The 22,086-nt window shown below is 37.1% G+C and carries 26 protein-coding genes and 1 pseudogene; 26 read left to right on the top strand and 1 reads right to left on the bottom strand.

Annotated features, from left to right (window positions below; all coding sequences use genetic code 11):
* The first annotated feature begins 261 nt into the window (after positions 1–261).
* A complete protein-coding gene (locus tag KX581_RS07070; RefSeq protein WP_231175964.1) occupies positions 262–480 on the top strand; it encodes a hypothetical protein in 219 nt (72 codons plus the stop codon).
* A gap of 188 nt (positions 481–668) precedes the next feature.
* Here KX581_RS07070 and KX581_RS08365 read toward each other — a convergent pair.
* Positions 669–869, bottom strand: a pseudogene (locus KX581_RS08365) (hypothetical protein); the annotation flags it as partial.
* Between the two features lie 159 nt (positions 870–1,028).
* Between KX581_RS08365 and KX581_RS07075 the strand changes: the two are divergent.
* The 25 genes from KX581_RS07075 (at position 1,029) to KX581_RS07195 (ending at position 22,086) form a co-directional block, all read left to right on the top strand.
* On the top strand, positions 1,029–2,318 hold the full coding sequence (locus tag KX581_RS07075; RefSeq protein ID WP_231175965.1) for a DUF2130 domain-containing protein: 1,290 nt from the start codon (positions 1,029–1,031) through the stop codon (positions 2,316–2,318).
* Positions 2,319–2,378: 60 nt separating this feature from the next.
* On the top strand, positions 2,379–4,814 hold the full coding sequence (locus KX581_RS07080; RefSeq protein ID WP_231175966.1) for an AAA family ATPase: 2,436 nt from the start codon (positions 2,379–2,381) through the stop codon (positions 4,812–4,814).
* A gap of 22 nt (positions 4,815–4,836) precedes the next feature.
* Positions 4,837–5,748, top strand: a complete 912-nt coding sequence (fmt, locus tag KX581_RS07085) for a methionyl-tRNA formyltransferase (RefSeq protein ID WP_120873219.1) — start codon at positions 4,837–4,839, stop codon at positions 5,746–5,748.
* The gene (locus KX581_RS07090; protein ID WP_120873218.1) at positions 5,745–6,383 is read left to right on the top strand and encodes a biotin--[acetyl-CoA-carboxylase] ligase; all 639 of its coding nucleotides are present in this window, start codon (positions 5,745–5,747) and stop codon (positions 6,381–6,383) included. Before fmt ends, KX581_RS07090 begins: the two co-directional genes overlap by 4 nt.
* Positions 6,384–6,388: 5 nt before the next feature.
* Positions 6,389–7,180 carry a chromosome partitioning ATPase Soj gene (gene soj, locus KX581_RS07095; RefSeq protein WP_231175967.1) on the top strand — a complete coding sequence of 264 codons (792 nt, stop codon included), beginning with the start codon at positions 6,389–6,391 and terminating at the stop codon, positions 7,178–7,180.
* A 3-nt stretch (positions 7,181–7,183) separates the two neighbouring features.
* A complete protein-coding gene (locus tag KX581_RS07100; protein WP_231175968.1) occupies positions 7,184–8,056 on the top strand; it encodes a ParB/RepB/Spo0J family partition protein in 873 nt (290 codons plus the stop codon).
* A 110-nt stretch (positions 8,057–8,166) separates the two neighbouring features.
* A complete protein-coding gene (locus KX581_RS07105) occupies positions 8,167–8,601 on the top strand; it encodes a FoF1 ATP synthase subunit B' (protein WP_001027619.1) in 435 nt (144 codons plus the stop codon).
* Between the two features lie 3 nt (positions 8,602–8,604).
* Complete coding sequence (locus tag KX581_RS07110) at positions 8,605–9,120, top strand: F0F1 ATP synthase subunit B (RefSeq protein WP_000498433.1); 516 nt, start codon at positions 8,605–8,607, stop codon at positions 9,118–9,120.
* A complete protein-coding gene (locus KX581_RS07115; RefSeq protein WP_231175969.1) occupies positions 9,121–9,663 on the top strand; it encodes a F0F1 ATP synthase subunit delta in 543 nt (180 codons plus the stop codon). It begins immediately after the preceding gene.
* Between the two features lie 22 nt (positions 9,664–9,685).
* Positions 9,686–11,197: a F0F1 ATP synthase subunit alpha gene (gene atpA / locus KX581_RS07120; protein WP_000080508.1), complete on the top strand. Its 1,512-nt coding sequence runs from the start codon at positions 9,686–9,688 to the stop codon at positions 11,195–11,197.
* Between the two features lie 14 nt (positions 11,198–11,211).
* Positions 11,212–12,117 (top strand): ATP synthase F1 subunit gamma, encoded by a 906-nt coding sequence (gene atpG / locus KX581_RS07125; protein WP_231175970.1) that lies wholly within the window; start codon positions 11,212–11,214, stop codon positions 12,115–12,117.
* Between the two features lie 35 nt (positions 12,118–12,152).
* The gene (gene atpD / locus KX581_RS07130; protein WP_162971386.1) at positions 12,153–13,553 is read left to right on the top strand and encodes a F0F1 ATP synthase subunit beta; all 1,401 of its coding nucleotides are present in this window, start codon (positions 12,153–12,155) and stop codon (positions 13,551–13,553) included.
* A 10-nt stretch (positions 13,554–13,563) separates the two neighbouring features.
* Positions 13,564–13,935: an ATP synthase F1 subunit epsilon gene (gene atpC, locus KX581_RS07135; RefSeq protein WP_162972740.1), complete on the top strand. Its 372-nt coding sequence runs from the start codon at positions 13,564–13,566 to the stop codon at positions 13,933–13,935.
* Positions 13,936–13,945: 10 nt separating this feature from the next.
* A complete protein-coding gene (locus tag KX581_RS07140; protein ID WP_000887313.1) occupies positions 13,946–14,515 on the top strand; it encodes a MotA/TolQ/ExbB proton channel family protein in 570 nt (189 codons plus the stop codon).
* Between the two features lie 51 nt (positions 14,516–14,566).
* Positions 14,567–14,968, top strand: a complete 402-nt coding sequence (locus tag KX581_RS07145; protein WP_001105106.1) for an ExbD/TolR family protein — start codon at positions 14,567–14,569, stop codon at positions 14,966–14,968.
* An 18-nt stretch (positions 14,969–14,986) separates the two neighbouring features.
* Positions 14,987–15,811 (top strand): energy transducer TonB, encoded by an 825-nt coding sequence (locus KX581_RS07150; RefSeq protein ID WP_231175971.1) that lies wholly within the window; start codon positions 14,987–14,989, stop codon positions 15,809–15,811.
* Positions 15,808–17,061, top strand: a complete 1,254-nt coding sequence (gene tolB, locus KX581_RS07155) for a Tol-Pal system protein TolB (protein ID WP_231175972.1) — start codon at positions 15,808–15,810, stop codon at positions 17,059–17,061. The genes KX581_RS07150 and tolB overlap by 4 nt, the downstream gene beginning before the upstream one ends.
* A 66-nt stretch (positions 17,062–17,127) precedes the next feature.
* Positions 17,128–17,667, top strand: a complete 540-nt coding sequence (locus KX581_RS07160) for an outer membrane protein Omp18 (protein WP_231175973.1) — start codon at positions 17,128–17,130, stop codon at positions 17,665–17,667.
* Positions 17,668–17,674: 7 nt separating this feature from the next.
* Positions 17,675–18,670 (top strand): tetratricopeptide repeat protein, encoded by a 996-nt coding sequence (locus tag KX581_RS07165; protein WP_231175974.1) that lies wholly within the window; start codon positions 17,675–17,677, stop codon positions 18,668–18,670.
* Positions 18,657–19,214 carry an FKBP-type peptidyl-prolyl cis-trans isomerase gene (locus tag KX581_RS07170; protein WP_231175975.1) on the top strand — a complete coding sequence of 186 codons (558 nt, stop codon included), beginning with the start codon at positions 18,657–18,659 and terminating at the stop codon, positions 19,212–19,214. Before KX581_RS07165 ends, KX581_RS07170 begins: the two co-directional genes overlap by 14 nt.
* Before the next feature lie 30 nt (positions 19,215–19,244).
* A complete protein-coding gene (locus tag KX581_RS07175) occupies positions 19,245–19,451 on the top strand; it encodes a hypothetical protein (RefSeq protein WP_001088955.1) in 207 nt (68 codons plus the stop codon).
* Between the two features lie 63 nt (positions 19,452–19,514).
* Positions 19,515–19,718, top strand: a complete 204-nt coding sequence (locus KX581_RS07180) for a flagellar biosynthesis anti-sigma factor FlgM (protein WP_001864146.1) — start codon at positions 19,515–19,517, stop codon at positions 19,716–19,718.
* 144 nt (positions 19,719–19,862) lie between these two features.
* The gene (gene dcm / locus KX581_RS07185) at positions 19,863–20,828 is read left to right on the top strand and encodes a DNA cytosine methyltransferase (RefSeq protein ID WP_162972739.1); all 966 of its coding nucleotides are present in this window, start codon (positions 19,863–19,865) and stop codon (positions 20,826–20,828) included.
* Positions 20,821–21,573, top strand: coding sequence for a PDDEXK family nuclease (locus KX581_RS07190; RefSeq protein ID WP_231175976.1), 753 nt, complete (start codon positions 20,821–20,823; stop codon positions 21,571–21,573). Before dcm ends, KX581_RS07190 begins: the two co-directional genes overlap by 8 nt.
* A 78-nt stretch (positions 21,574–21,651) precedes the next feature.
* Complete coding sequence (locus KX581_RS07195) at positions 21,652–22,086, top strand: hypothetical protein (protein ID WP_231175977.1); 435 nt, start codon at positions 21,652–21,654, stop codon at positions 22,084–22,086.

Below are 22,086 nucleotides of genomic sequence, written 5' to 3' on the forward strand. Positions count from 1 at the left end.
AGAAAAGCTTTTAACATTCGCTTGTTAAAAGCCAAGAGTATTACCTGACAAAAGAACTTCTTGTTGCTTAGTTTTGAAAGATTGAGCTTTTCTTTTGTTTTTACTTCTTGATTTTATTTAATATTTGATTTTCACAACCTTTCATAAGACCTTGACTTTAATTTTGAGTTTAGATATAATACTTCTTGGTTTGGGAGATTGGTGTCGTTTTGCGATCCGTTTCTCACTCCATAGATTTTAAGATTACAACAGGAGTTTATTATGAGTAAGATAAGTAGCTATCAAAAATTAAAAGCTCAAAACATAGCACTTAAAGCTGAATTAAATGCTAAAGATCAGATCATTGAATCCCAAAAAGAGACTATTGGTGCTTTAAAACGAGAAACTGATATCAAAGATCAACTCATTAATTCTTCAACAGAAGAAAGGCATCGAGATGAAGAGAAAGAGCATAGCAGATCTTGTTTGGGTCTTGAGTAGGATTCTAATTCGGTTCTAGTCTATTGAGACTAGACCAAGAAAGGGGAGGATATATACTTCCACACTTTATCCCTATATGATGGAGTAAAAATAGATATAGGGAGTTTGAAATATCTCGATAGCAGTGTCATTTTGGCTCAAATTCGGAAATTTGGACACTGCTATTCTTAAATTGAATGTGGTTTTAATTTTATATTTTTGTTCTCATTAGATTGGTTTTGTAAAATAACTTGTTCTAAAAAATGATTGATGAGTAAAGCTCTATGCACCGATGTAGATCTAGGGATAGATACCTTTTGTAATGCTAATGCAAGACTTCTTCCCATCGTATTGTTCTTTAAAACTTGCACTTTTGGGACAACTTGCAACCGATCGATCATTATCTCAATTTCTTCATTTTCTTCATTTATAATGTAGTTTTTATGCGAAGGGTATTTTTTACCTTGTTTAAAGCCCTATTTTACTGAACTTATTGGATAAAACCTGCTTAAGTTAAATTGATCTCATTCTATTATAAAATATAAAAAACCAAATCTTAAAGGAAAATCATGCAAGAAAATCAAATCACATGCCCCAAGTGTCAAACGCTCATTGATGTGAGGGAAGCGCTATACAAACAGATTGAGTTAGAAAATCAAAATAAGTTTTTAGCCCAACAAAAAGCGTTTGAAAAAGAAATGAATGAAAAAAGAGCGCAGTATCACACTCATCTTAAAATGTTAGGGCAAAAAGAAGAGGCCCTAAAAGAGCGAGAGAAAGAGCAAAAGGCCAAATTTGATGAGGCGGTCAAACAAGCGAGCGCACTAGCCTTGCAAGATGAAAGGGCTAAAATCATTGAAGAAGCCAGAAAAAACGCTTTTTTAGAGCAGCAAAAAGGCTTGGAATTGTTGCAAAAAGAATTGGATGAGAAGTCCAAACAAGTTCAGGAATTGCACCAAAAAGAAGCGGAAATTGAAAGGCTAAAAAGAGAAAATAACGAAGCCGAGAGCCGATTGAAGGCTGAAAATGAAAAAAAATTGAATGAAAAATTGGAAATGGAGAGGGAAAAAATAGAAAAAGCCTTGCATGAAAAAAATGAATTGAAATTCAAGCAGCAAGAAGAGCAATTAGAAATGTTAAGAAACGAGTTGAAAAACGCTCAAAGAAAGGCGGAGTTAAGCTCACAGCAATTCCAAGGCGAGGTGCAAGAATTAGCGATTGAAGAGTTTTTGAGGCAAAAATTCCCCCTAGATAGTGTTGAAGAAATCAAAAAAGGGCAAAGAGGGGGCGATTGCATTCAAGTGGTGCATACCAGGGAATTTCAAAATTGCGGGAAAATTTATTATGAGAGCAAACGCACTAAAGAATTCCAAAAAGCTTGGGTGGAAAAGCTTAAAAGCGACATGCGAGAGATTGGGGCTGATGTGGGGGTCATTGTGAGTGAAGCCTTGCCTAAAGAGATGGAGAGGATGGGGTTATTTGAAGGGGTGTGGGTGTGTTCGTTTGAAGAGTTTAAGGGGTTGAGCACGGTGTTAAGAGAGGGGGTTATTCAAGTGGGTTTGGCTAAAAAAAGTCAGGAAAATAAGGGCGATAAAGTGAATCTGCTCTATCATTATTTGACAAGCTCTGAATTTTCTATGCAAGTGAATGCGATTATAGAGGGGTTTGAGCAATTGAGAGCGGATTTAGAAAGCGAAAAACGCGCGATGGCTAGGATCTGGAAAAGCAGGGAAAAACAAATTGACAAAGTGTTTGAGGGCACGATTAACATGTATGGCTCTATTAAGGGCATTGCGGGTAATGCTATTGGGCAAGTGAAGGCGCTAGAGCTTGGGTATGATGGGGAAGATTTAGAGTGATATAATTTTGTATCTAATTGAGTTGTATAAGAAAAATTAAAGAAAAAAGCGAGAAAAAATATGGCGATCAATATCAAAAAGATAAAATCTTTTAAGGCGTTTTGTGGTTTAGACATGATTGAAATGGATGAGTTTAAACACTGTAATATCATTTTTGGAAATAATGGGTGCGGAAAAACAAGCTTGACAAGGGCTTTTGAGTTACTAATTCCAAAAAATAAGCACATTGAAAAGTATTGCACCATTTCTGCTGATAAATCCCCAAGTATTGAGTTTGAATGCGAAGATAGAAGCTATACAATAGAGCCAAATAGCGATATTAGAGTGCCACCCTTTAAGGTTGAAATCTATAATAGTGATTTTTTACACAATAATGCGCCTTTAAATAGTGAGTTTGGACTTAAAAAACTAGATGATGGCACAATCATTTTAGAAGGCTCGGTTTTAGGCGAAGAAACGAAAGAAATCAATCAATTAAAAGATTGTAGGGGGAAAGTAGAAAAAAGACAAAAGAAAATTAAAGATGAGAACGACACTGAGAATACCTTAAGCGCTAAGCAAGAAAGTGAAATTAAAAAATATGATAAAGAAATAGAAAAAATACGAAAAAAAATGACTTCAAATACCATTAAAATAACACCAGATGAGATTGGAATAAATGATTTCTGTAAAGTATCAAAGGATAAATTTAAATACCAAGAAGATGCATTAACGGATCTGGAAAAAGATTTTAACAAATTGAATGAAGCCATGAAAAAATTTGATGGTTTAAAAGAAATGGAATTGCCTAAAGATTATCAAACAATAAAAGATAAGTTAGAATTTTTATTTTCCTTTAATATAGACAAAGAGGCGGGGCAAGTTTCAGAGAAAATTAAAGAGCATATTAGCAAGGTTGGAAGAGAATTTATTGAGAAAGGAATAAAATTACAAAAAGAGATGCCTGATAATGCATGCCCTTTTTGCACTCAAAAAATAACCAATAATATTATTCAAGCTTATACAAGTTACTTTAATAAGAGTATTGAACAATTCAATCAAGATTCTTTAGAGATTAGTGGGACTTTAAAAAATATTTTAAATCAATGGAATATAAAGGAAATATTGCAATCATTTGAAAGATTTGAACCTTTCATGGAGGATTTTTTAAAGGAAAAGAAAAGTTTAGAAAATGCGTTAGAGCAAATAAAAGATTCATTAGAAGAACTTCAAAAAGAAGTGGATAAAAAAGAGGGAGTTAAAAATGAGGGAAAATTTCAAGAGATAGATAAAAAATTGTTGGAAATTCAGGAAAATATCCAACAATGTGTTGGTGAGACTGGAAAGATTTTAAACCAAAAGAAAGAGCAAAAAAAGAAATTAGAAAAATTAAAAACCAAGCTGAAAGAAGCAAGGATTAAAAAGGCTAAACATGATAGCTACGATTGGCAAAAGATCAAAAAAGAGGCTGAGAGAAAACTATTAGTTTTAGATCGTAGGCATAAGAGATTAAAATGTCTTTTAGAAAAAATTGACAATAAACTCAAAGAGTTAAACGATCAAAAACGCCCTGATATTAAAATCATTAATAACTATCTTAAAGCTTTAAATTTGCCTAAATATTCTTTGGATAAAGACTATAGAATTGTTTTAAATTCTGATGCTTTAGAAAATAGTGAGGCTGAGATGATTTTAAGCGGTGGTGAAAAAACCACGCTCGCATTTGCGTATTTTTTAGCGCGTTTAAAATTATTTTATAAAAAAGAGGAATTAAAAGATTTAGTTGTTGTCATAGATGATCCTATCTCCAGTTTAGATGAGCAAAGGATTTATAACGCTTCTGATATTGTGGCAAAAATCAATCAAGAACTAGCAGGGGAAGCATTGAAAGATGAAGATAAAGCGCAAGTATTTGTTTTAACTCACAATCATACTTTTATGGCGCGCTTAATCAATATGGTAGGCAAACATGCTCGCTATTTCCAATTAGAACGCAATCAAAGTCAATTAAAAATTGTTTGTAAAAATGAAGTGGTTGGTTATTTTGACACTTTCTACTTGCTTTTATTTAGAGAAGTGTATGAATTTGCGAAAAAAGGAAAAGTGCAAGATAATTTTAACGAAGCTATAAATTATGGGAACAAAGTAAGGATTTTATTGGAAAGCTTTTTAAAGATTAACTTTATTGATTCTTTTCTTGGAGGGAATAATGTTTTTGAGGAAGACAAGATTAAAAAATTGATAGAAACAGCAAATAGAGAAGTTGAATTGAATTTTTCAAAGCTACCTTTTAATAAGGATAATAATTGTAATATAAAAAATAAAGATATGCTTTTAAGAAAAATTTTAAGGATCGTAAAAGGCTTGCATTTAGATAGTCATGGAAGCGTTATAGATCATTTTAGCCCTTATAAAATTTCACTTGAAAATGTCCAAGAATTTGCAAAAATAGTTATTAATGTTATGAAAATTTTAAATCCTTATCAAACACAATCTTATATGAGGAGTGTGGATTAAAAAACTAAAAACAAGGAATAACATGCGCATCGTATTTATGGGAACGCCGGGGTTTGCTGAAGTGATCTTAAGGGCGTTGGTTGAAAATAAGGATATAGAAGTGGTGGGGCTATTCACTCAAAGGGACAAACCTTTTGGGCGCAAAAAAGAATTGAAAGCTCCAGAGACTAAAACATACATTTTAGAAAATCATTTAAATATCCCCATTTTCCAACCGCAAAGTTTGAAAGAGCCTGAAGTTCAAATTTTAAAAGGTTTGAAGCCTGATTTTATCGTGGTGGTGGCTTATGGTAAGATTTTGCCTAAAGAGGTTTTAGCCATCGCTCCTTGCATTAATGTGCATGCGTCGTTATTGCCCAAATACAGGGGGGCTTCGCCCATTCATGAGATGATACTCAATGACGATAGGATTTATGGCATAAGCACCATGCTTATGGATTTGGAATTGGATAGCGGGGATATTTTAGAAAGCGCTTCTTTTTTGAGAGAAGATTATTTGAATTTAGACGCTTTAAGTTTAAAATTAGCACATATGGGAGCGGATTTACTTCTTTCAACGCTCAAAAATTTTCATTCCATCACAAGAAAGCCTCAAGATCACACGCAAGCTAGTTTTTGTAAAAAAATCACCAAGGCTGATGGTTTAGTGGGTTTTAAAGACGCTAAAAATTTGTTTTTAAAATTGCTTGCGTTTAAATCTTGGCCAGAAATCTTTTTAGAAAATAACCTTAAACTTTTAGAAGTGGAATTGGTGGAGAATGAAAAAAGCCACAAGGAAGGCGAGATTTTAGCAATTGATGAAAAAGGCGTTCTTGTGGGTTGTTTGAAGGGTAGCGTGCGTATAGCAAGGTTGCAAGCGGTGGGTAAAAAGCCTTTGAAAGCGAAAGATTATTTGAATGGCAAGCGTTTGAAAATAGGCGGTATTTTGGCATGAGACAATGTGAAAAAAGGGTTTTTGAGAGCCTGCCTTCCACGCAAACCTATCTTTTAGAAAAACTTAAAAATAACGAACTCAAAGCCCCTGTTTTAGTCTTGGCTAAAAACCAAAGCGCTGGGATAGGCAGTAGGGGGAATATTTGGGAGGGCACAAAAAGCGCTTTGACTTTTTCGCTCGCTTTAAACGCAAGCGATTTGCCTAAAGATTTACCCATGCAAGCGAGTGCTTTGTATTTGGGGTTTTTATTTAAAGAAGTTTTAAAAGAATTAGGCTCTCAAACCTGGCTTAAATGGCCTAACGACTTGTATTTGGGGGGTCAAAAAATAGGGGGCGTGCTGGTTAATGTTTATAAAGGCATGCGGGTGTGCGGCATTGGCGTGAATAGGGTTTCAAAGAAATGGGCATGTTTAGATATTGGCATAAGCGATGATTTGATTATAGAGGGCTTTTTAAAAAAAATAGAAGAAAATCTGTTTTGGGGGGAAGTTTTAAGTAAGTATGCGTTAGAATTTCACAGAAACGACTCTTTTAGTTTCCATAATGATTGGGGCGAAGCGGTGAGTTTGAAAGATGCGGAATTGTTAGAAGACGGCCGCATTTGTATTAAAGATAAGATATATAGTAGGATATGAGTATGATGAGTGAAATCATTGCAGTGGCTAATCAAAAAGGGGGTGTGGGCAAAACGACAACAGCGGTTAATTTAGCGGCTTCTTTAGCGGCGCATGAAAAAAAAATCTTGTTGATTGATTTTGACCCTCAAGCCAACGCCACTTCAAGCTTGGGTTTTAGGCGCGATAAAATTGATTATGATATTTATCATGTGTTGATTGGCCGTAAGCAAATTTCTCAAGTGATCTTAAAAACCCAAATGCCTTTTTTGGATCTAGTGCCTTCTAATTTGGGTTTAGCTGGGTTTGAAAAAACCTTTTATGACAGCCAAGATGAGAACAAACGAGGCGAGCTCATGCTCAAAAACGCCTTAGAGAGCGTGGTAGGGCTTTATGATTATATCATTATTGATTCCCCGCCAGCTCTAGGGCCTCTCACGATCAATTCGCTTTCAGCAGCCCATTCGGTGATCATTCCTATCCAATGCGAATTTTTTGCCCTTGAAGGCACTAAATTATTACTTAACACCATTAGAATGTTGCAAAAAAGCACGAACCCTAAGCTCAAAATCAGAGGTTTTTTACCCACAATGCATGTCCCTCAACTCAATTTGACAAAAGGGGTTTTAGCGGAATTGTTCAAGTATTTTGACTCAGAGTTTTTTAGAGATTCAGCTACAGGAGAGTATATTATGGTCCCTAAAAGCGTGAAACTAGCGGAATCGCCTAGCTTTGGTAAGCCCATTTTGCTCTATGATATTAAATCTAATGGCAGTATCGCTTATCAAAAATTAGCTCAAAGCATTCTTCAAGGGTAGCATATGGCAAAAAATAAAGTGTTGGGTAGGGGTTTAGCGGATATTTTCCCTGAAATCAATGAAGTGTATGAGCAAGGGCTGTATGAAAGAGCGAATCGGGTTGTGGAGCTTGGTATTGATGAGGTGATGCCCAATCCTTACCAGCCCAGAAAAATCTTTAGCGAAGATTCTTTAGAAGAATTAGCGCAATCCATTAAAGAGCATGGTTTGTTGCAACCGGTTTTGGTGGTGAGTGAGAACGGGCGTTACCATTTGATCGCTGGTGAAAGGCGCTTAAGAGCGAGCAAATTGGCTAAAATGCCTACGATTAAGGCGATTGTTGTGGATATTGAGCAAGAAAAAATGCGTGAAGTCGCTTTGATTGAAAATATCCAGCGAGAAGATTTAAACCCTTTAGAGTTGGCTAGATGTTATAAAGAATTGCTTGAAAGCTATCAAATGACCCAAGAAGAGCTGTCTAAAATCGTTAAAAAATCCAGAGCCCATGTGGCTAATATCATGCGTTTATTGACGCTCTCTTCTAAGGTTCAAAACGCTCTTTTAGAAGAAAAAATCACTTCAGGGCATGCAAAAGTCTTGGTGGGTTTGGATGAAGAAAAACAAGAATTGATCTTAAATTCCATTATAGGGCAGAAACTCAGCGTACGCCAGACAGAAGATTTAGCGCGTGATTTTAAAATAAACGCAAATTGTGAAAATAAAAAACATGGTTTCAAAGAAACCCAAACTCTCATCGCTGAAGATGAATTAGAACGCTTGAATCAAAGTTTGTGGGATCGTTACAAGCTTAAAGCGGATTTGAAAGGGAATAAAATCATTTTACGATGTTATGAAAATTCTCTTTTAGAGGCTTTTATGAAAAAAATGATGTCTTAACGCTTGAATATTCTTAAATTTTAAGCGATTTTTTGTTAAGATAGAGTTAATGTTTTTATAACAAATGCGAGTTTCAAATATTTTGTAGGATTTTAGGAAAGAAATAGGTTATGAATATATCGGTTAACCCCTATTTAATGGCGGTCGTTTTTGTGGTGTTTGTGTTATTGTTGTGGGCGATGAATGTTTGGGTGTATAGGCCTTTGTTGGCTTTTATGGATAACAGACAGGCAGAGATAAAGGATAGCTTGGCTAAAATCAAAACGGATAACACCCAAAGCGTGGAGATTGGTCATCAAATTGAGACTCTTCTTAAGGAAGCGGCTGAAAAACGCAGAGAAATAATAGCAGAAGCGATTCAAAAAGCCACAGAGTCCTATGACGCTGTGATCAAGCAAAAAGAGAACGAACTCAATCAAGAGTTTGAAGCGTTTGCAAAGCAATTACAAAATGAAAAGCAAGCGCTAAAAGAGCAGTTGCAAGCGCAAATGCCGGTATTTGAAGACGAGTTAAACAAGCGTGTGGCTATGGGTTTAGGGAGTTGATGAATGTTTGTAGTTAAAATGGTGTTAGGGTTTTTGATCCTTTTAAGCCCTTTGTGCGCTACTGGATTGGATATTTCACAAACAGATATTATAGAGCGTTCTTTAAATTTCCTTTTATTTGCGGGGATTTTGTGGTATTTTTTGGCTAAAAAACTGCGTTCATTTTTACGCTCCAAAAGCCTTGAAATCTCCAAACGCTTAGAAGAAATTCAAGCCCAACTTAAAGTGAGTAAAGAAAATAAGAAAAAACTCCTTAAAGAATTAGAGCAAGCCAAAGAAAAAGCTGAATTAATTATTTCTGATGCGAATAAAGAAGCTTACACGATCACGCAAAAATACGAATTGCAAACCAAAATGGATGTGGAAAATTTGATCAAAAATTCTAAGGCGTTGATGGATTTAGAAGTTAAAAAGATCAAAAGAGAGCTGGTTGAAAGCGTTTTTAAAGATCTAAGAGAGAGCAAAAAAGTCTCTTTCAATGTGCAAGATTGCGTGAATATTTTGAAACAAAGGCTTTAAATGCAAGATTTAAAAGTGATCTCTAAGCATTATGCTAAGGCGTTGAAAAACCACACTAAAAGCAATCTAGCGTTATTGGAAGAAATCGTTGTAGGGCTTAAAAATGTAGCAGAAGCCATAAAATTACACAAACTCAACCAGGTGTTAGCTCATGTTTCTTTAAAAGTTAAAAAAGAGGTTGTATTTGAAATCTTAGAAAAAATAACTTCTATAAAAGCATGTTCAGTTTTAAAGCCTGTAATGGAAGTGGTGTTAAAAAATAACCGGCTTGACATGTTGGAATTAGTCGCTGAAGAGCTGTCTTTTGATTCTAAAAGGACTTTAGAAGCCACACTTTTAGTCCCAGAAAAGCTTGAAAATAATGAACTAGAAGCCGTGCAACAAAAATTGCAAGCGCGTTTTAACGCTCCTGTAGAAATCGCTCAAGACACTTGGTCTAAAAAAGGGATTTCTTTGAGCGTTTCAAGCCTGGATTTAGAAATAGGCTTTTCTAAAGAAGATATTTTAAAGAAAATAGAAAAACAGGTTATTCAATCTATTTAATCAATCTAAGGAGATAAAGATAATGTCCCAACTAAAATTGGAAGAAATCAGCTCGGTTATTGAAGAAAAAATCAAGAATTTTGAACTTGATTGCGATATGGCTGAAGTAGGAAAAGTCGTTTCATACGCTGATGGTGTGGCTAAGGTTTATGGCTTAAATGGTGTGATGTCGTATGAAGTGCTGGAGTTTGAAACAGGGGATAAAGGCGTTGCGGCTAACTTAGAAGAAGATAGCGTTGGCGTGATTGTGTTTGGTTTTGGCAACAATATTAAAGAGGGGACTAGCGTTAAACGCACGAAGAGTTTGATGAAAGTTCCTGTGGGCGATGCGGTTGTGGGGCGCGTGTTGAACGCTTTGGGTGAGCCTATTGATGGCAAGGGCGAGATAGAAACGAATGAGTTTAGCCTAATAGAGCAAAAAGCCCCGGGCATTATGGACAGAAAATCGGTGCATGAGCCTTTGCAAACGGGCATTAAAGCCATTGATGCGTTGGTGCCTATTGGGCGCGGGCAAAGGGAATTGATCATTGGGGATAAACAAACCGGTAAAACCACCGTAGCGATCGATGCGATCATTAACCAAAAAGGGCAAAATGTGATCTGTATCTATGTGGCTATTGGGCAAAAAGAATCCACTGTCGCGCAAGTGGTCCGCAAATTAGAAGAATACGGAGCGATGGAATACAGCGTCGTGATCAACGCTTCGGCTTCCGATTCAGCTGCGATGCAATACTTAGCCCCTTATTCAGGTGTGGCTATGGGGGAATACTTTAGAGACCATGCCCGCCATGCCCTAATCATTTATGATGATTTGAGTAAGCATGCTGTCGCTTACAGAGAAATTTCTTTGATTTTGAGAAGACCCCCAGGTAGGGAGGCTTTTCCTGGAGATGTGTTTTATATCCACTCACGGCTTTTAGAAAGAGCGGCTAAACTTTGCGATGAGAAAGGTGCGGGTTCTTTGACCGCGCTCCCTATTGTGGAAACTCAAGCGGGCGATGTTTCAGCTTATATCCCTACGAATATCATTTCTATTACAGACGGGCAAATTTTCTTAGAAACGGATTTGTTTTATTCAGGGATTCGCCCGGCTATTAATGTGGGCTTGTCGGTTTCAAGGGTTGGAGGGGCCGCTCAAATCAAAGCGACCAAGCAGGTTTCAGGGACTTTGCGCCTAGATCTAGCGCAATACAGAGAGTTGCAAGCCTTCACGCAATTCGCTTCTGATTTAGATGAAGCGAGTAAAAAGCAATTAGAAAGGGGGCAACGCATGGTAGAAGTGCTGAAACAAGCCCCTTATTCGCCCTTGCCTATTGAAAAGCAAGTGGTCATTATTTATGCTGGGGCTAAGGGCTTTTTAGATAGCGTGAGCGTGAAAAAAGTCGTGGATTTTGAAGAGCAACTGCACCCTTTCTTGGAAGCAAAATACCCCCAAGTTTTAGAAGAGATCCACACTAAAAAAGTGCTAGATAAGGATTTAGAAGCCATGCTAAGGAAAGTCTTAGAGGAATTTAAGCTCACTTATAGCGAGTAGGAGAGAGCTGGAATATGGCGAATTTAAGAGACATTAGAAAGAAAATTGGAAGCGTTAAAAACACGCAAAAGATCACGCATGCGATGAAACTCGTTTCCACTTCCAAGCTAAGAAAGGCCGAAGAAGTTGCAAGAAATTCCAGAGCGTATGCACTGAAACTAGACGCTGTGTTTGATGATGTGCTATCTAAGATGAAAAATCAAGGGATTGAAGACATTCAAAGCAAGTATTTTAGGGAGCTAGAAAGACTTGAAATCAAAAAAGTGGATATTATTTTTATCACAGCCGATAAGGGGCTTTGTGGGGGCTTTAACACCAATACCATTAAAAAAGTTTTAGCATGCACGAATGAATACAAAGAAAAAGACATTAAAGTGCGTTTGCGCGGTATTGGTAAAAAGGGCAATGAATATTTTAGCTTTAACGGGATAGAGGTTTTAGACAAGATCAATAATTTGAGTTCTATGCCTAATTATGAACGCACGCAGGAATTCATGAAAAAAGTGGTAGAGGATTATTTGAGTGGGAAAACCGATAAGGTGATTATCATTCATAATGGCTTTAAAAACATGATCACTCAAGAAATAAGAGTCAAAACAATTTTGCCTATTGGGTATAAAATCATCCACCAAAACCCTCAGCCTAATGAGGCGCAAGAGACTATTACTAGTGAGCCAAGCGGGAGTGAAGATGAAATTTTAGACTCTTTAGCAGAAAAATATGTGGAGTATAGTTTATACTACGCCTTGATTGATTCTTTAGCCGCAGAGCATAGCGCTAGAATGCAGGCTATGGATACAGCGACGAATAACGCTAAAGATTTGGTTAAAACTTTAACCATTTCTTATAATAAAGCCAGACAAGAGGCGATTACGACCGAGCTGGTAGAAATCAATGCTGGCGTAGAAGCCCTAAAATAAAAATTACATTAAAATAATAAGGAGTGATGAAAGCGATGGAAGGTAAAATCATTCAGGTTTTAGGCCCGGTGGTAGATGTGGAATTTGAATCCTATCTACCGGCGATTTTTGAAGCGTTAGACATTAATTTTGAAGTCAATGGCACTCAAAAATCTTTAGTTTTAGAGGTGGCAGCCCATTTGGGAGGTAATCGGGTGCGAGCGATTGCTATGGATATGACAGAAGGCTTAGTGCGTAACCAAGCCGTCAAAGCTCGTGGCAAAATGATTGAAGTGCCTGTGGGCGAAGAAGTGTTAGGGCATATTTTTAATGTTGTGGGCGAGAGCATTGACAATTTAGAGCCTCTTAAGCCGTCCTTAACTTGGCCCATTCACAGAAAAGCCCCTAGTTTTGAGCAGCAAAGCACCAAGACAGAAATGTTTGAAACCGGTATTAAAGTCATTGACTTGCTTGCGCCTTATTCTAAGGGCGGTAAAGTGGGCTTGTTTGGTGGGGCTGGCGTAGGCAAAACGGTGATCATTATGGAGCTTATCCACAATGTGGCTTACAAGCATAACGGGTATTCGGTGTTTGCAGGTGTGGGGGAGCGCACCAGAGAAGGGAACGATCTGTATTTTGAGATGAAAGAAGGGGGCGTTTTAGACAAAGTCGCGCTGTGCTATGGGCAAATGAATGAGCCACCAGGTGCAAGGAATCGCATCGCATTCACCGGCTTGACGATGGCGGAGTATTTTCGTGATGAAAAGGGATTAGATGTGTTGATGTTTATTGACAATATCTTTAGATACGCTCAAAGCGGTGCGGAAATGAGCGCGTTATTAGGCCGTATCCCTTCAGCCGTGGGGTATCAACCCACGCTAGCCGGGGAAATGGGGAAACTTCAAGAGCGTATCGCTTCCACTAAAAATGGCTCTATCACTTCCGTTCAAGCGGTGTATGTGCCAGCCGATGACTTGACTGACCCAGCCCCTGCTTCGGTGTTTGCGCATTTGGATGCGACTACGGTATTGAACAGAAAGATCGCTGAAAAAGGGATTTATCCTGCAGTTGATCCTTTGGATTCCACTTCAAGGATTTTAAGCCCTCAAATGATTGGCGAGAAGCACTATGAAATCGCCACCGGTATCCAGCAAGTTTTGCAAAAATACAAGGATTTGCAAGATATTATTGCGATTTTGGGATTGGACGAATTGAGCGAAGAGGATAAAAAAACGGTTGAAAGGGCCAGAAAAATTGAGAAGTTTTTATCCCAGCCGTTCTTTGTGGCTGAAGTGTTTACGGGAAGTCCCGGTAAATATGTAACCCTTCAAGAGACTTTAGAGGGCTTTGGAGGGATTTTAGAGGGCAAATACGATCATATTCCTGAAAACGCGTTTTACATGGTGGGCAGCATTCAAGAGGTTTTAGAAAAAGCTAAAAACATGAAAAATTCCTAAGGGTTTTGTGATGGCTTTGTTGAAAATTAGTGTGGTAGTTCCTGAGGGGGAGGTTTATACAGGAGAGGTTAAAAGCGTTGTGTTGCCAGGAGTTGAAGGGGAATTTGGGGTGCTTTATGGGCATAGCAACATGATTACTTTGCTTCAAGCGGGAGTGGTTGAGATTGAAACCGAAAACCAAAAAGAGCACATTGCGATCAATTGGGGCTATGCAGAAGTTACTAATGAACGGGTGGATATTTTAGCCGATGGGGCGGTCTTTATTAAAAAAGAATCAGACGACAGGGACGATGCTATCTCTAGGGCTAAAAGGCTGTTAGAAGACGCAAGCTCTGACAGGTTAGCGGTCTCTAGCGTGCTGGCTAAGATTGAGTCTCTTTAAGGGGATAATCATGTTAGATTCAATCGTTTATTTTTTCAATAAGAGCGGGTTTGTTACCACGCTTGTTTTAGTTTGGATTTCGCTTTATTTGGTGATGACTTTATGGGTCTTTTTGTATAAAAGCATTGTGTTAAAGATTGAACTTAAGCGCGAGATGCAATCTTTGTCTAACATTCTTAATGGGGCGCAAGACGCTCCAGAGCATTTTATGTTTAATAAAAAAAGAAATGATGAAACCAAAAGGTATTCTAATGAATTGTTGCAGGCTTGGAAACATCAAGTTCTTAAGCAAAGCACGACAGGTTTAGTGGTATTGAGCATTATCTCTTCTACAGCCCCCTTTATTGGTTTGTTTGGAACGGTGGTTGAAATTTTAGAAGCGTTTAACAATTTGGGCGCGTTAGGTCAAGCTTCTTTTGGGGTGATCGCGCCCATTATTTCTAAGGCTCTTATCGCCACCGCTGCAGGGATTTTAGCGGCCATTCCAGCCTATTCTTTTTACTTGATTTTAAAGCGCAAGGTGTATGATTTATCGGTTTATGTGCAGATGCAAGTGGATATTTTGTCTTCTAAAAAATAAAGCTTTAAGGGGATTTTATAAGTATCTTAAATAGGGAGTTAGAAGGTTTTTATGAATTACGATAACTATTGGGATGAGGACAAACCAGAACTCAATATCACGCCCTTAGTGGATGTGATGCTTGTTTTGTTGGCTATTCTTATGGTAACGACGCCCACTCTTACTTATAAAGAAGAGATTGCTTTGCCTTCTGGCTCAAAAACTGCTAGAGCCACTCAAGATAAAATGATAGAGATCCGCATGGATAAAGACGCAAAAATCTATATAGATAGTCAAACCTATGAATACAACTCCTTCCCGGATACTTTTAACTTGCTTTCTAAGAAATACGATAAAGATACTAGGGTCAGTATCCGCGCGGACAAACGATTGACTTATGACAAAGTGATTTATTTGTTAAAAACGATTAAAGAAGCGGGTTTTTTAAAAGTTTCTTTAATCACAAGTCCTTAAAAAGCAGGGCTAATTTGCATGAGTAAGAGCGCGATCTTTGTTGTTTCTGGCTTTTTAGCGTTCTTGCTCTATGCTTTGTTATTGTATGGTTTGTTGCTAGAAAGGCACAATAAAGAAGCGGAGAAAATCCTTTTGGATTTGGGCAAAAAAAACGAACAAGTCATTGATTTGAATTTAGAAGATTTGCCAAGCGATGAAAAAAAAGATGAAAAAGCAGCTGAAAAAGCAGAAGAAAAAAAAGATGAAAAAGTAGTTGAAAAAAATGCAACTGATAAGGAGGGCGATTTTATTGATCCTAAAGAACAAGAAGAAAGCCTTGAAGATATTTTTTCTTCACTCAATGATTTTCAAGAAAAGACAGACGCAAACGCTCAAAAAGATGAGCAAAAAAATGAGCAAGAAGAAGAGCAAAGGCGTTTAAAAGAACAGCAACGCTTAAAGCAAAACCAAAAAAATCAAGAGATGTTGAAAGGTTTGCAACAGAATTTGGATCAATTCGCGCAAAAACTAGAAAGCGTTAAAAACAAGACTTTAGATTTGCAAATCCCTAAACAAGATGGGGTTGATGAAAAGGCTTATCAAGAATGGTACGCTCAAATCTATCAGATTTTATATAAAGGTTGGAAAGGGGTTTTTTATCACAAGGCTTCAGTGAGTGCGCTGATTATGATCACTAAAGATGGGGAGTTTGATTATACCATTCTTAGTTACTCCGATTTTAAGGATTATAACAAGAGTGTGATGACCCTTTTAAATGATTTAAAGAAAGTGGATTTTCCCCCATATCCTGGAGGAAACATGATTTCTATTCAAGTTAATTTCACCACTAAGGAAGAACAATGAGGCATTTATGGCTTTTTTTAATAGGCACTATAGGGCTTTTTGCAACAGATAAAACACTAGATATTATTAAAACCATTCAAAAACTTCCTAAAATTGAAGTGCGCTACTCTATAGATAACGATGCCAATTACGCTTTAAAATTGCATGAAGTCTTAGCGAATGATTTAAAGACTAGCCAGCATTTTGATGTTTCTCAAAACAAGGATCAAGGCGCTATCAATTACGCAGAACTCAAGGATAAAAAAGTCCATCTTGTAGCGCTGGTGAGCGTGGCGGTAGAAAACGGCAATAAAATTTCACGATTAAAACTTTATGATGTCAATACAAGCACTCTTGTTAAAACTTTTGACTACCCCATTGTAAGTTTAGATCTATACCCTTTTGCAGCGCACAACATGGCCATTGTGGTGAATGATTATTTAAAAGCCCCTTCTATCGCTTGGATGAAGCGCCTTATTGTTTTTTCTAAATACATTGGACCAGGAATCACAAATATCGCCTTAGCCGATTATACGATGCGTTATCAAAAAGAAATCATCAAAAACAATAGGCTCAATATTTTCCCTAAATGGGCGAACGCTGAGCAAACGGAGTTTTATTACACGCAGTATGGCGAAAGAACGCCCATGATTTTAAAATACAACATTCAAAAAGCCACTCATGAGAATATCGCTAGTTCTCAAGGAATGGCTGTGGTCTCTAGCGTGAGTTCTGATGGCTCTAAAATCTTAATGTCTTTAGCCCCTGATGGCCAACCGGATGTGTATTTGTATGACACGCATAAAAAAATTAAAACCAAAATAACGCGCTATCCTGGGATAGATGTCTCAGGAGTGTTTTTAGAAGATGACAAGTCTATGGCTTTTGTTTCGGATAGATCCGGTTATCCTAACATCTACATGAAGAAATTGGGCTTAAAAGAGAGCGCGGAGCAACTCCTTTATGAAGGAAGAAGCAATGAATCCATTGACGCATATAAAGATAGTATTGTGTATGTGAGCCGGGAAAACCTTAATGAATTTGGCAAAACGGTGTTTAATTTGAATTTGATCACTCTAAATAGCAAATATATCCGCAGGCTTACCGTGAATGGCTCTAACCAGATGCCTCGTTTTTCTACGGATGGGAGAAATATCATGTATATCAAAAAGACACCCCAAGAATACGCCATGGGGCTTATTTTGCTAGACTATAATCAGAGTTTTTTATTCCCTTTAAAGAATGTGAAAATACAAGCCTTTGATTGGTAAGGTTAAATTAAGCGAATGTGAGTTAATATTTACACTTATTAAAATTTTATTCTTGGGGAATTTATAATGAAGAGATCTTCTGCATTTAGTTTCTTGGTAGCTTTTTTATTGGTAGCTGGCTGTAGTCATAAAATGGATAATAAGACTGTGGCTGGCGATGTGAACGCTAAAACGGTTCAGACTGCACCTGTTACTACAGAACCAGCTCCAGAGAAAGAAGAGCCTAAACAAGAGCCAGCTCCAGTGGTTGAAGAAAAACCGGCTATTGAGAGCGGGACTATCATCGCTTCTATTTATTTTGATTTTGACAAGTATGAAATCAAAGAATCCGATCAAGAGACTTTAGATGAGATCGTGCAAAAAGCTAAAGAAAACCACATGCAGGTGCTTTTGGAAGGCAATACCGATGAATTTGGCTCTAGCGAATACAACCAAGCGCTTGGCGTTAAAAGGACTTTGAGCGTGAAAAACGCTTTAGTCATTAAAGGGGTAGAAAAAGATATGATCAAAACCATCAGTTTTGGTGAAACCAAACCCAAATGCACTCAAAAAACTAGAGAATGCTACAAAGAAAACAGAAGAGTGGATGTCAAATTAGTGAAGTAATTCTAGGATGAAAAGGCTTTTTTTTATCCCTTTTATCGCTCCCTTTTTTCTCAATGGGGAGCCTTCAGCGTTTGATTTGCAAAGCGGAGCTACCAAAAAAGAACTCAAGCAGTTGCAAGTCAATAGTAAGAATTTTTCTAATATTTTGACCAAAATCCATTCGCAAGTAGAGACTAACACTCAAGCTCAAGAGGGTCTAAGGAGCGTTTATGAAGGGCAGGCTAATAAGATTAAAGATCTCAATAACGCTATCCTTTCCCAAGAAGAATCCTTGCGAGCCTTAAAAGCTTCGCAAGAAGTGCAGGCTAACGCATTAAAGCAACAATCGCAAACCTTAGAGGATTTGAGGAATGAGATTCACGCTAACCAGCAAGCTATCCAGCAGTTAGACAAGCAAAATAAAGAGATGAGTGAATTGTTGACCAAGTTAAGCCAGGATTTGGTTTCACAAATCGCCTTGATCCAAAAAGCTCTCAAAGAACAAGAGGAAAAAGCTGAAAAGCCGCTCAAATCAAACACTCCGGCTGGTAAAAACTCTCCTTTGAAAGCCGAATCCCCAAAAAATCAAGAGAAAAAAACCCAAGAGAAGGCGAAAATTGAGTTTGATAAAGATCTGTCCAAGCAAAAAGAGATCTTTCAAGAAGCTCTGTCTTTTTTTAAAAACAAATCCTATGCAGAAGCTAAAGAGCGTTTGTTGTGGTTAGAAGCCAATAGTTACCGCCTTTATTATGTGCGTTATGCGCTTGGAGAAGTGGCTTATGGGGAAAAAAAGTATAGAGAAGCGATCAAATATTACAAAGAGAGCGCTCTTTTAAATAAAAAAGCGTCTTACATGCCTGTGCTTTTGTGGCATACGGCATGGGCGTTTAAAAAAATCAAAGACGATCAAAACTATTATAAATTTTTAAACACTTTGCAACACTTGTATCCTTCAAGCGAACAAGCTAAAATGGCAAAAAAAATCTTAGAAAACAAGGAGAAACACCATCATGCAAAACCATGATTTAGAGTCAATCAAACAAGCCGCTTTGATTGAATATGAAGTGAGGGAGCAGGGTTCTAGCGTTGTGCTAGACAGCAATATTTCTAAAGAACCTTTAGAGTTTATTATAGGCGCTAATCAAATCATAGCAGGGTTGGAAAAAGCGGTATTAAAGGCTCAAATTGGTGAGTGGGAAGAGGTTGTTATCGCCCCAGAGGAAGCTTATGGGGTTTATGAAAACAGCTATTTGCAAGAAGTCCCTAGAGATCAATTTGAAGGCATTGAATTAGAAAAAGGCATGAGCGTTTTTGGGCAAACTGAAGACCATCAAACCATTCAAGCCACCATCAAAGACTTTAGCAACACGCATGTGATGGTGGATTATAACCACCCATTAGCCGGGAAAACTTTAGCGTTTCGTTTCAAGGTTTTAGGTTTTAGGGAAGTGAGCGAAGAAGAAATTTTAGCTTCACACCATGGCGGTGGGGCAGGTTGCTGTGGCGCTCATGGGGGTCATGGCGGAAAGAAAGGTGGGGGCTGTGGTTGCTCATGTTCGCATGGGTAGTAGGTATAGGAGTATTTAAAAGGCAAGGTCATGAATAGTTCTAATCTCAAAAATTGGCTGTTCCCTACCATTTGCTTTTTTTTGTTTTGTTATATTTTAATTTTTTTGATGTTTTTTATGTTTAAAAGTTTGCAATCGCAATCTTTTGGCTCTGTGGCAGAAACCGGGAAAAAACCCATCACCACCACCAAGAAATTTGGTAAGGAATTGCAAAAACAGATTTCAAAAATCCATTAACTTTTTTTCTTTTTTGCCGATACTTGCTGTAATGGAATGAATATCAAATTAAAGGATTTTACAATGATTAATGCCGTTTCTTCTCTTGCTCCGGTGCAGTCTTTGGGGAATTATAAGCGTGTGGAAAAGAATGAAAAAGTTGAAAACAATGAGGCCGCTCTTGATAGGGTAGCTGAGATCAAGAAAGCGATTGAAAATAACCAGTATAAAATCAACTTGCATGAGACTTCTCACAAAATGGCACAGGATTTATTGGGGATAAGCTAGGGGGTTTAAGGGCTTCGTTTCTAGGGGGGTTTGTTCTTGCTATCGTTTTGTTTTCCATTAAATTTTAGTTTCTCTGTGTTTTAAAATGAGTTTGTTGCTTTCTTAAATAGGGCATGTTTTTAGTCGTGTGTTAGGAATGATTGATTGGGAATTTTAACTTTTATGGATTTTTGTTCTGGTATTGGTGGAGGCCGTTTGGGCTTGGAGCGATGCCATTTAAAATGCGTAGGGCATGCAGAAATCAATCATGAAGCCCTTAGGACTTATGAATTATTTTTTAAAGATACTCATAATTTTGGGGATTTGATGCGAATCAATCCTAATGATTTACCCGATTTTGATGCACTCATTAGCGGATTTCCTTGTCAGGCTTTTTCTATCAATGGCAAAAGGAAGGGGCTTGAAGATGAAAGAGGGACGATTATTTACGGGCTTATTCGCATTTTAAAAGTCAAACAGCCCAAATGTTTCTTGCTTGAAAATGTTAAGGGCTTGATCAATCATAATAAAAAGGCAACTTTTAATATTATTATAAAAGCCTTGCAAGAAGCAGGCTATACAACTTATTATCAAATTTTAAACAGCGCTGATTTCCAATTAGCCCAAAATAGAGAACGCATTTATATTGTAGGGTTTAGGAAGGATTTAAAACACCCATTTCATTTCCCTTTAGGTTTAGCCAATGATTATTATTTCAAGGATTTTTTAGACGCAGATAATGAGTGTTATTTGGATATTAATAACGCTACTTTTCAGAAATATTTGCATAATAAATACAACCACAACCGGGTTTCTTTAGAGGATATTTTAACTTTAGAAAACGCTGTTTTAGACACAAGACAATCTGATTTAAGGTTGTATTTTAATGTTTTTCCTACTTTAAGGACAGGAAGACATGGCCTATTTTATATTCAAAAAGGTAAAATTAAGAAATTAAACGCTATTGAAAGCTTGCTTTTGCAAGGATTTCCTAGGGATTTGATCGCTAAGATTAAAGATAATCCTAACTTTAAAGAAAGCCATTTGCTATCCCAAGCAGGGAATGCGATGAGCGTGAATGTGATTGCTGCTATCACACAGCAAATGTTAAAGGCAGTTTCTAATGAATAGTCATACAAGTTCTTTTGGCTCACTCATTGCTAAAAATGGTTTTTTAAGCGAAAAGAAAGTCTCACAAAAATTCAATGATTACTCTAATGATAGAGATGCACAAATTTGGCTAATGATTATGGGCTATGATTTAAATAAGATTGAATATGTTAAAGCGAATGTGCTTAGTGGGTATAAAGCCGATATAAATGTCATCATTCAAATTAAATTAAAACAAACCTTAGATAGTGAGAATATACAAGTTAAATTAGTGAGTAATCAAAAAGGTTTTAATCAAATTGATAAAAGGAAGCTCAAATCTTATCAAGAAATGTGGAATATTCCCCCTAATATTTATCAATTATTCGCTTATTTTACAGGAGAGTTAAAGCCGACAAGACAAGATATAAAATATCCTAATAAAAGAATGCTTATTAATGAATTTTCTCATAAAGAACAACAAGAATTATTAGCATGGTTAAATGACAATAAAATGCTGATTGTTTCTGATATTTTAAAAGGTAGGGGTGAGTTTAGCACTGAATGGGTGTTAGTCATACAAGCAATTAATTTTGATATAAAATGGGCTTTAAAAAATATTAATGTTGTCATGCAACATTATTTTGATGATGGAAGTGTAGAAATAAGCAAAAAAGGCTCACTCAAAATAGGAAGAATTACTATTCAAAGAAAGGGAGGTGATAATGGCAGAGAAAGTGCAAACATGTTGCAGTTTAAAATTGACCCTACAGAACTTTTGGACTAAGTATTTGCTGATAGTAAAACTCTAAAATGGCATAGTATTTGCTTGAATACGGCTGAAACAAGAGCTAAAGGATTTGTTATGGTCGTTTTACATTCTCATTTAGAAAACGCGCTCAACCAATTGAAAGCATTGATTGATTTAACGGAGCGCGATATAAGAGACATTAAGCTTGCTAAACACACCGAAATTTTTGAAAGAAACCATCAAAAACAGCTAGCGATTCAAGCTTTTGAAAAAGAAAAAGCAAATATAGATGTGCAAATGTTGTCTTTAAAAAACCAATTCCCTAATAAAGAAATGAATGAATTATTAGACGAAAAAACGAGCGATTTTTTAAACCAAATGCGAGAGTCCTTGCTTGTTTTGAAAGAAAAAAACTTGATTTATTCGCGCATGGCGTTTGCGGTTTCTGAGTTTTATTCTTCGCTCATCCAACAAATCATTCCCCATGACACTTGCGACTATAAAGGCTCTAGGCATGTGGGGAGCCATTTTTTAAGAGTGCAGGCGTAA

The organism is Helicobacter pylori (assembly GCF_021062735.1).
Classification (GTDB): Bacteria; Campylobacterota; Campylobacteria; order Campylobacterales; family Helicobacteraceae; genus Helicobacter; species Helicobacter pylori_DN.

Excerpts from the sequence above, each read along its gene's own strand:
- KX581_RS07115 (WP_231175969.1), top strand. The coding sequence starts at position 9,121 with ATGCAAGATTTAAAAGTGATCTCTAAGCATTATGCTAAGGCGTTGAAA.
- KX581_RS07180 (WP_001864146.1), top strand. The coding sequence starts at position 19,515 with ATGATTAATGCCGTTTCTTCTCTTGCTCCGGTGCAGTCTTTGGGGAAT.
- atpA (WP_000080508.1), top strand. The coding sequence starts at position 9,686 with ATGTCCCAACTAAAATTGGAAGAAATCAGCTCGGTTATTGAAGAAAAA.
- KX581_RS07100 (WP_231175968.1), top strand. The coding sequence starts at position 7,184 with ATGGCAAAAAATAAAGTGTTGGGTAGGGGTTTAGCGGATATTTTCCCT.
- KX581_RS07145 (WP_001105106.1), top strand. The coding sequence starts at position 14,567 with ATGAATTACGATAACTATTGGGATGAGGACAAACCAGAACTCAATATC.
- KX581_RS07195 (WP_231175977.1), top strand. The coding sequence starts at position 21,652 with ATGGTCGTTTTACATTCTCATTTAGAAAACGCGCTCAACCAATTGAAA.
- KX581_RS07090 (WP_120873218.1), top strand. The coding sequence starts at position 5,745 with ATGAGACAATGTGAAAAAAGGGTTTTTGAGAGCCTGCCTTCCACGCAA.
- KX581_RS07105 (WP_001027619.1), top strand. The coding sequence starts at position 8,167 with ATGAATATATCGGTTAACCCCTATTTAATGGCGGTCGTTTTTGTGGTG.
- atpC (WP_162972740.1), top strand. The coding sequence starts at position 13,564 with ATGGCTTTGTTGAAAATTAGTGTGGTAGTTCCTGAGGGGGAGGTTTAT.
- KX581_RS07110 (WP_000498433.1), top strand. The coding sequence starts at position 8,605 with ATGTTTGTAGTTAAAATGGTGTTAGGGTTTTTGATCCTTTTAAGCCCT.
- KX581_RS07170 (WP_231175975.1), top strand. The coding sequence starts at position 18,657 with ATGCAAAACCATGATTTAGAGTCAATCAAACAAGCCGCTTTGATTGAA.
- fmt (WP_120873219.1), top strand. The coding sequence starts at position 4,837 with ATGCGCATCGTATTTATGGGAACGCCGGGGTTTGCTGAAGTGATCTTA.
- KX581_RS07075 (WP_231175965.1), top strand. The coding sequence starts at position 1,029 with ATGCAAGAAAATCAAATCACATGCCCCAAGTGTCAAACGCTCATTGAT.
- tolB (WP_231175972.1), top strand. The coding sequence starts at position 15,808 with ATGAGGCATTTATGGCTTTTTTTAATAGGCACTATAGGGCTTTTTGCA.
- KX581_RS07165 (WP_231175974.1), top strand. The coding sequence starts at position 17,675 with ATGAAAAGGCTTTTTTTTATCCCTTTTATCGCTCCCTTTTTTCTCAAT.
- KX581_RS07175 (WP_001088955.1), top strand. The coding sequence starts at position 19,245 with ATGAATAGTTCTAATCTCAAAAATTGGCTGTTCCCTACCATTTGCTTT.
- soj (WP_231175967.1), top strand. The coding sequence starts at position 6,389 with ATGAGTGAAATCATTGCAGTGGCTAATCAAAAAGGGGGTGTGGGCAAA.
- KX581_RS07160 (WP_231175973.1), top strand. The coding sequence starts at position 17,128 with ATGAAGAGATCTTCTGCATTTAGTTTCTTGGTAGCTTTTTTATTGGTA.
- KX581_RS07150 (WP_231175971.1), top strand. The coding sequence starts at position 14,987 with ATGAGTAAGAGCGCGATCTTTGTTGTTTCTGGCTTTTTAGCGTTCTTG.
- KX581_RS07070 (WP_231175964.1), top strand. The coding sequence starts at position 262 with ATGAGTAAGATAAGTAGCTATCAAAAATTAAAAGCTCAAAACATAGCA.
- KX581_RS07080 (WP_231175966.1), top strand. The coding sequence starts at position 2,379 with ATGGCGATCAATATCAAAAAGATAAAATCTTTTAAGGCGTTTTGTGGT.
- atpD (WP_162971386.1), top strand. The coding sequence starts at position 12,153 with ATGGAAGGTAAAATCATTCAGGTTTTAGGCCCGGTGGTAGATGTGGAA.
- atpG (WP_231175970.1), top strand. The coding sequence starts at position 11,212 with ATGGCGAATTTAAGAGACATTAGAAAGAAAATTGGAAGCGTTAAAAAC.
- KX581_RS07140 (WP_000887313.1), top strand. The coding sequence starts at position 13,946 with ATGTTAGATTCAATCGTTTATTTTTTCAATAAGAGCGGGTTTGTTACC.
- KX581_RS07190 (WP_231175976.1), top strand. The coding sequence starts at position 20,821 with ATGAATAGTCATACAAGTTCTTTTGGCTCACTCATTGCTAAAAATGGT.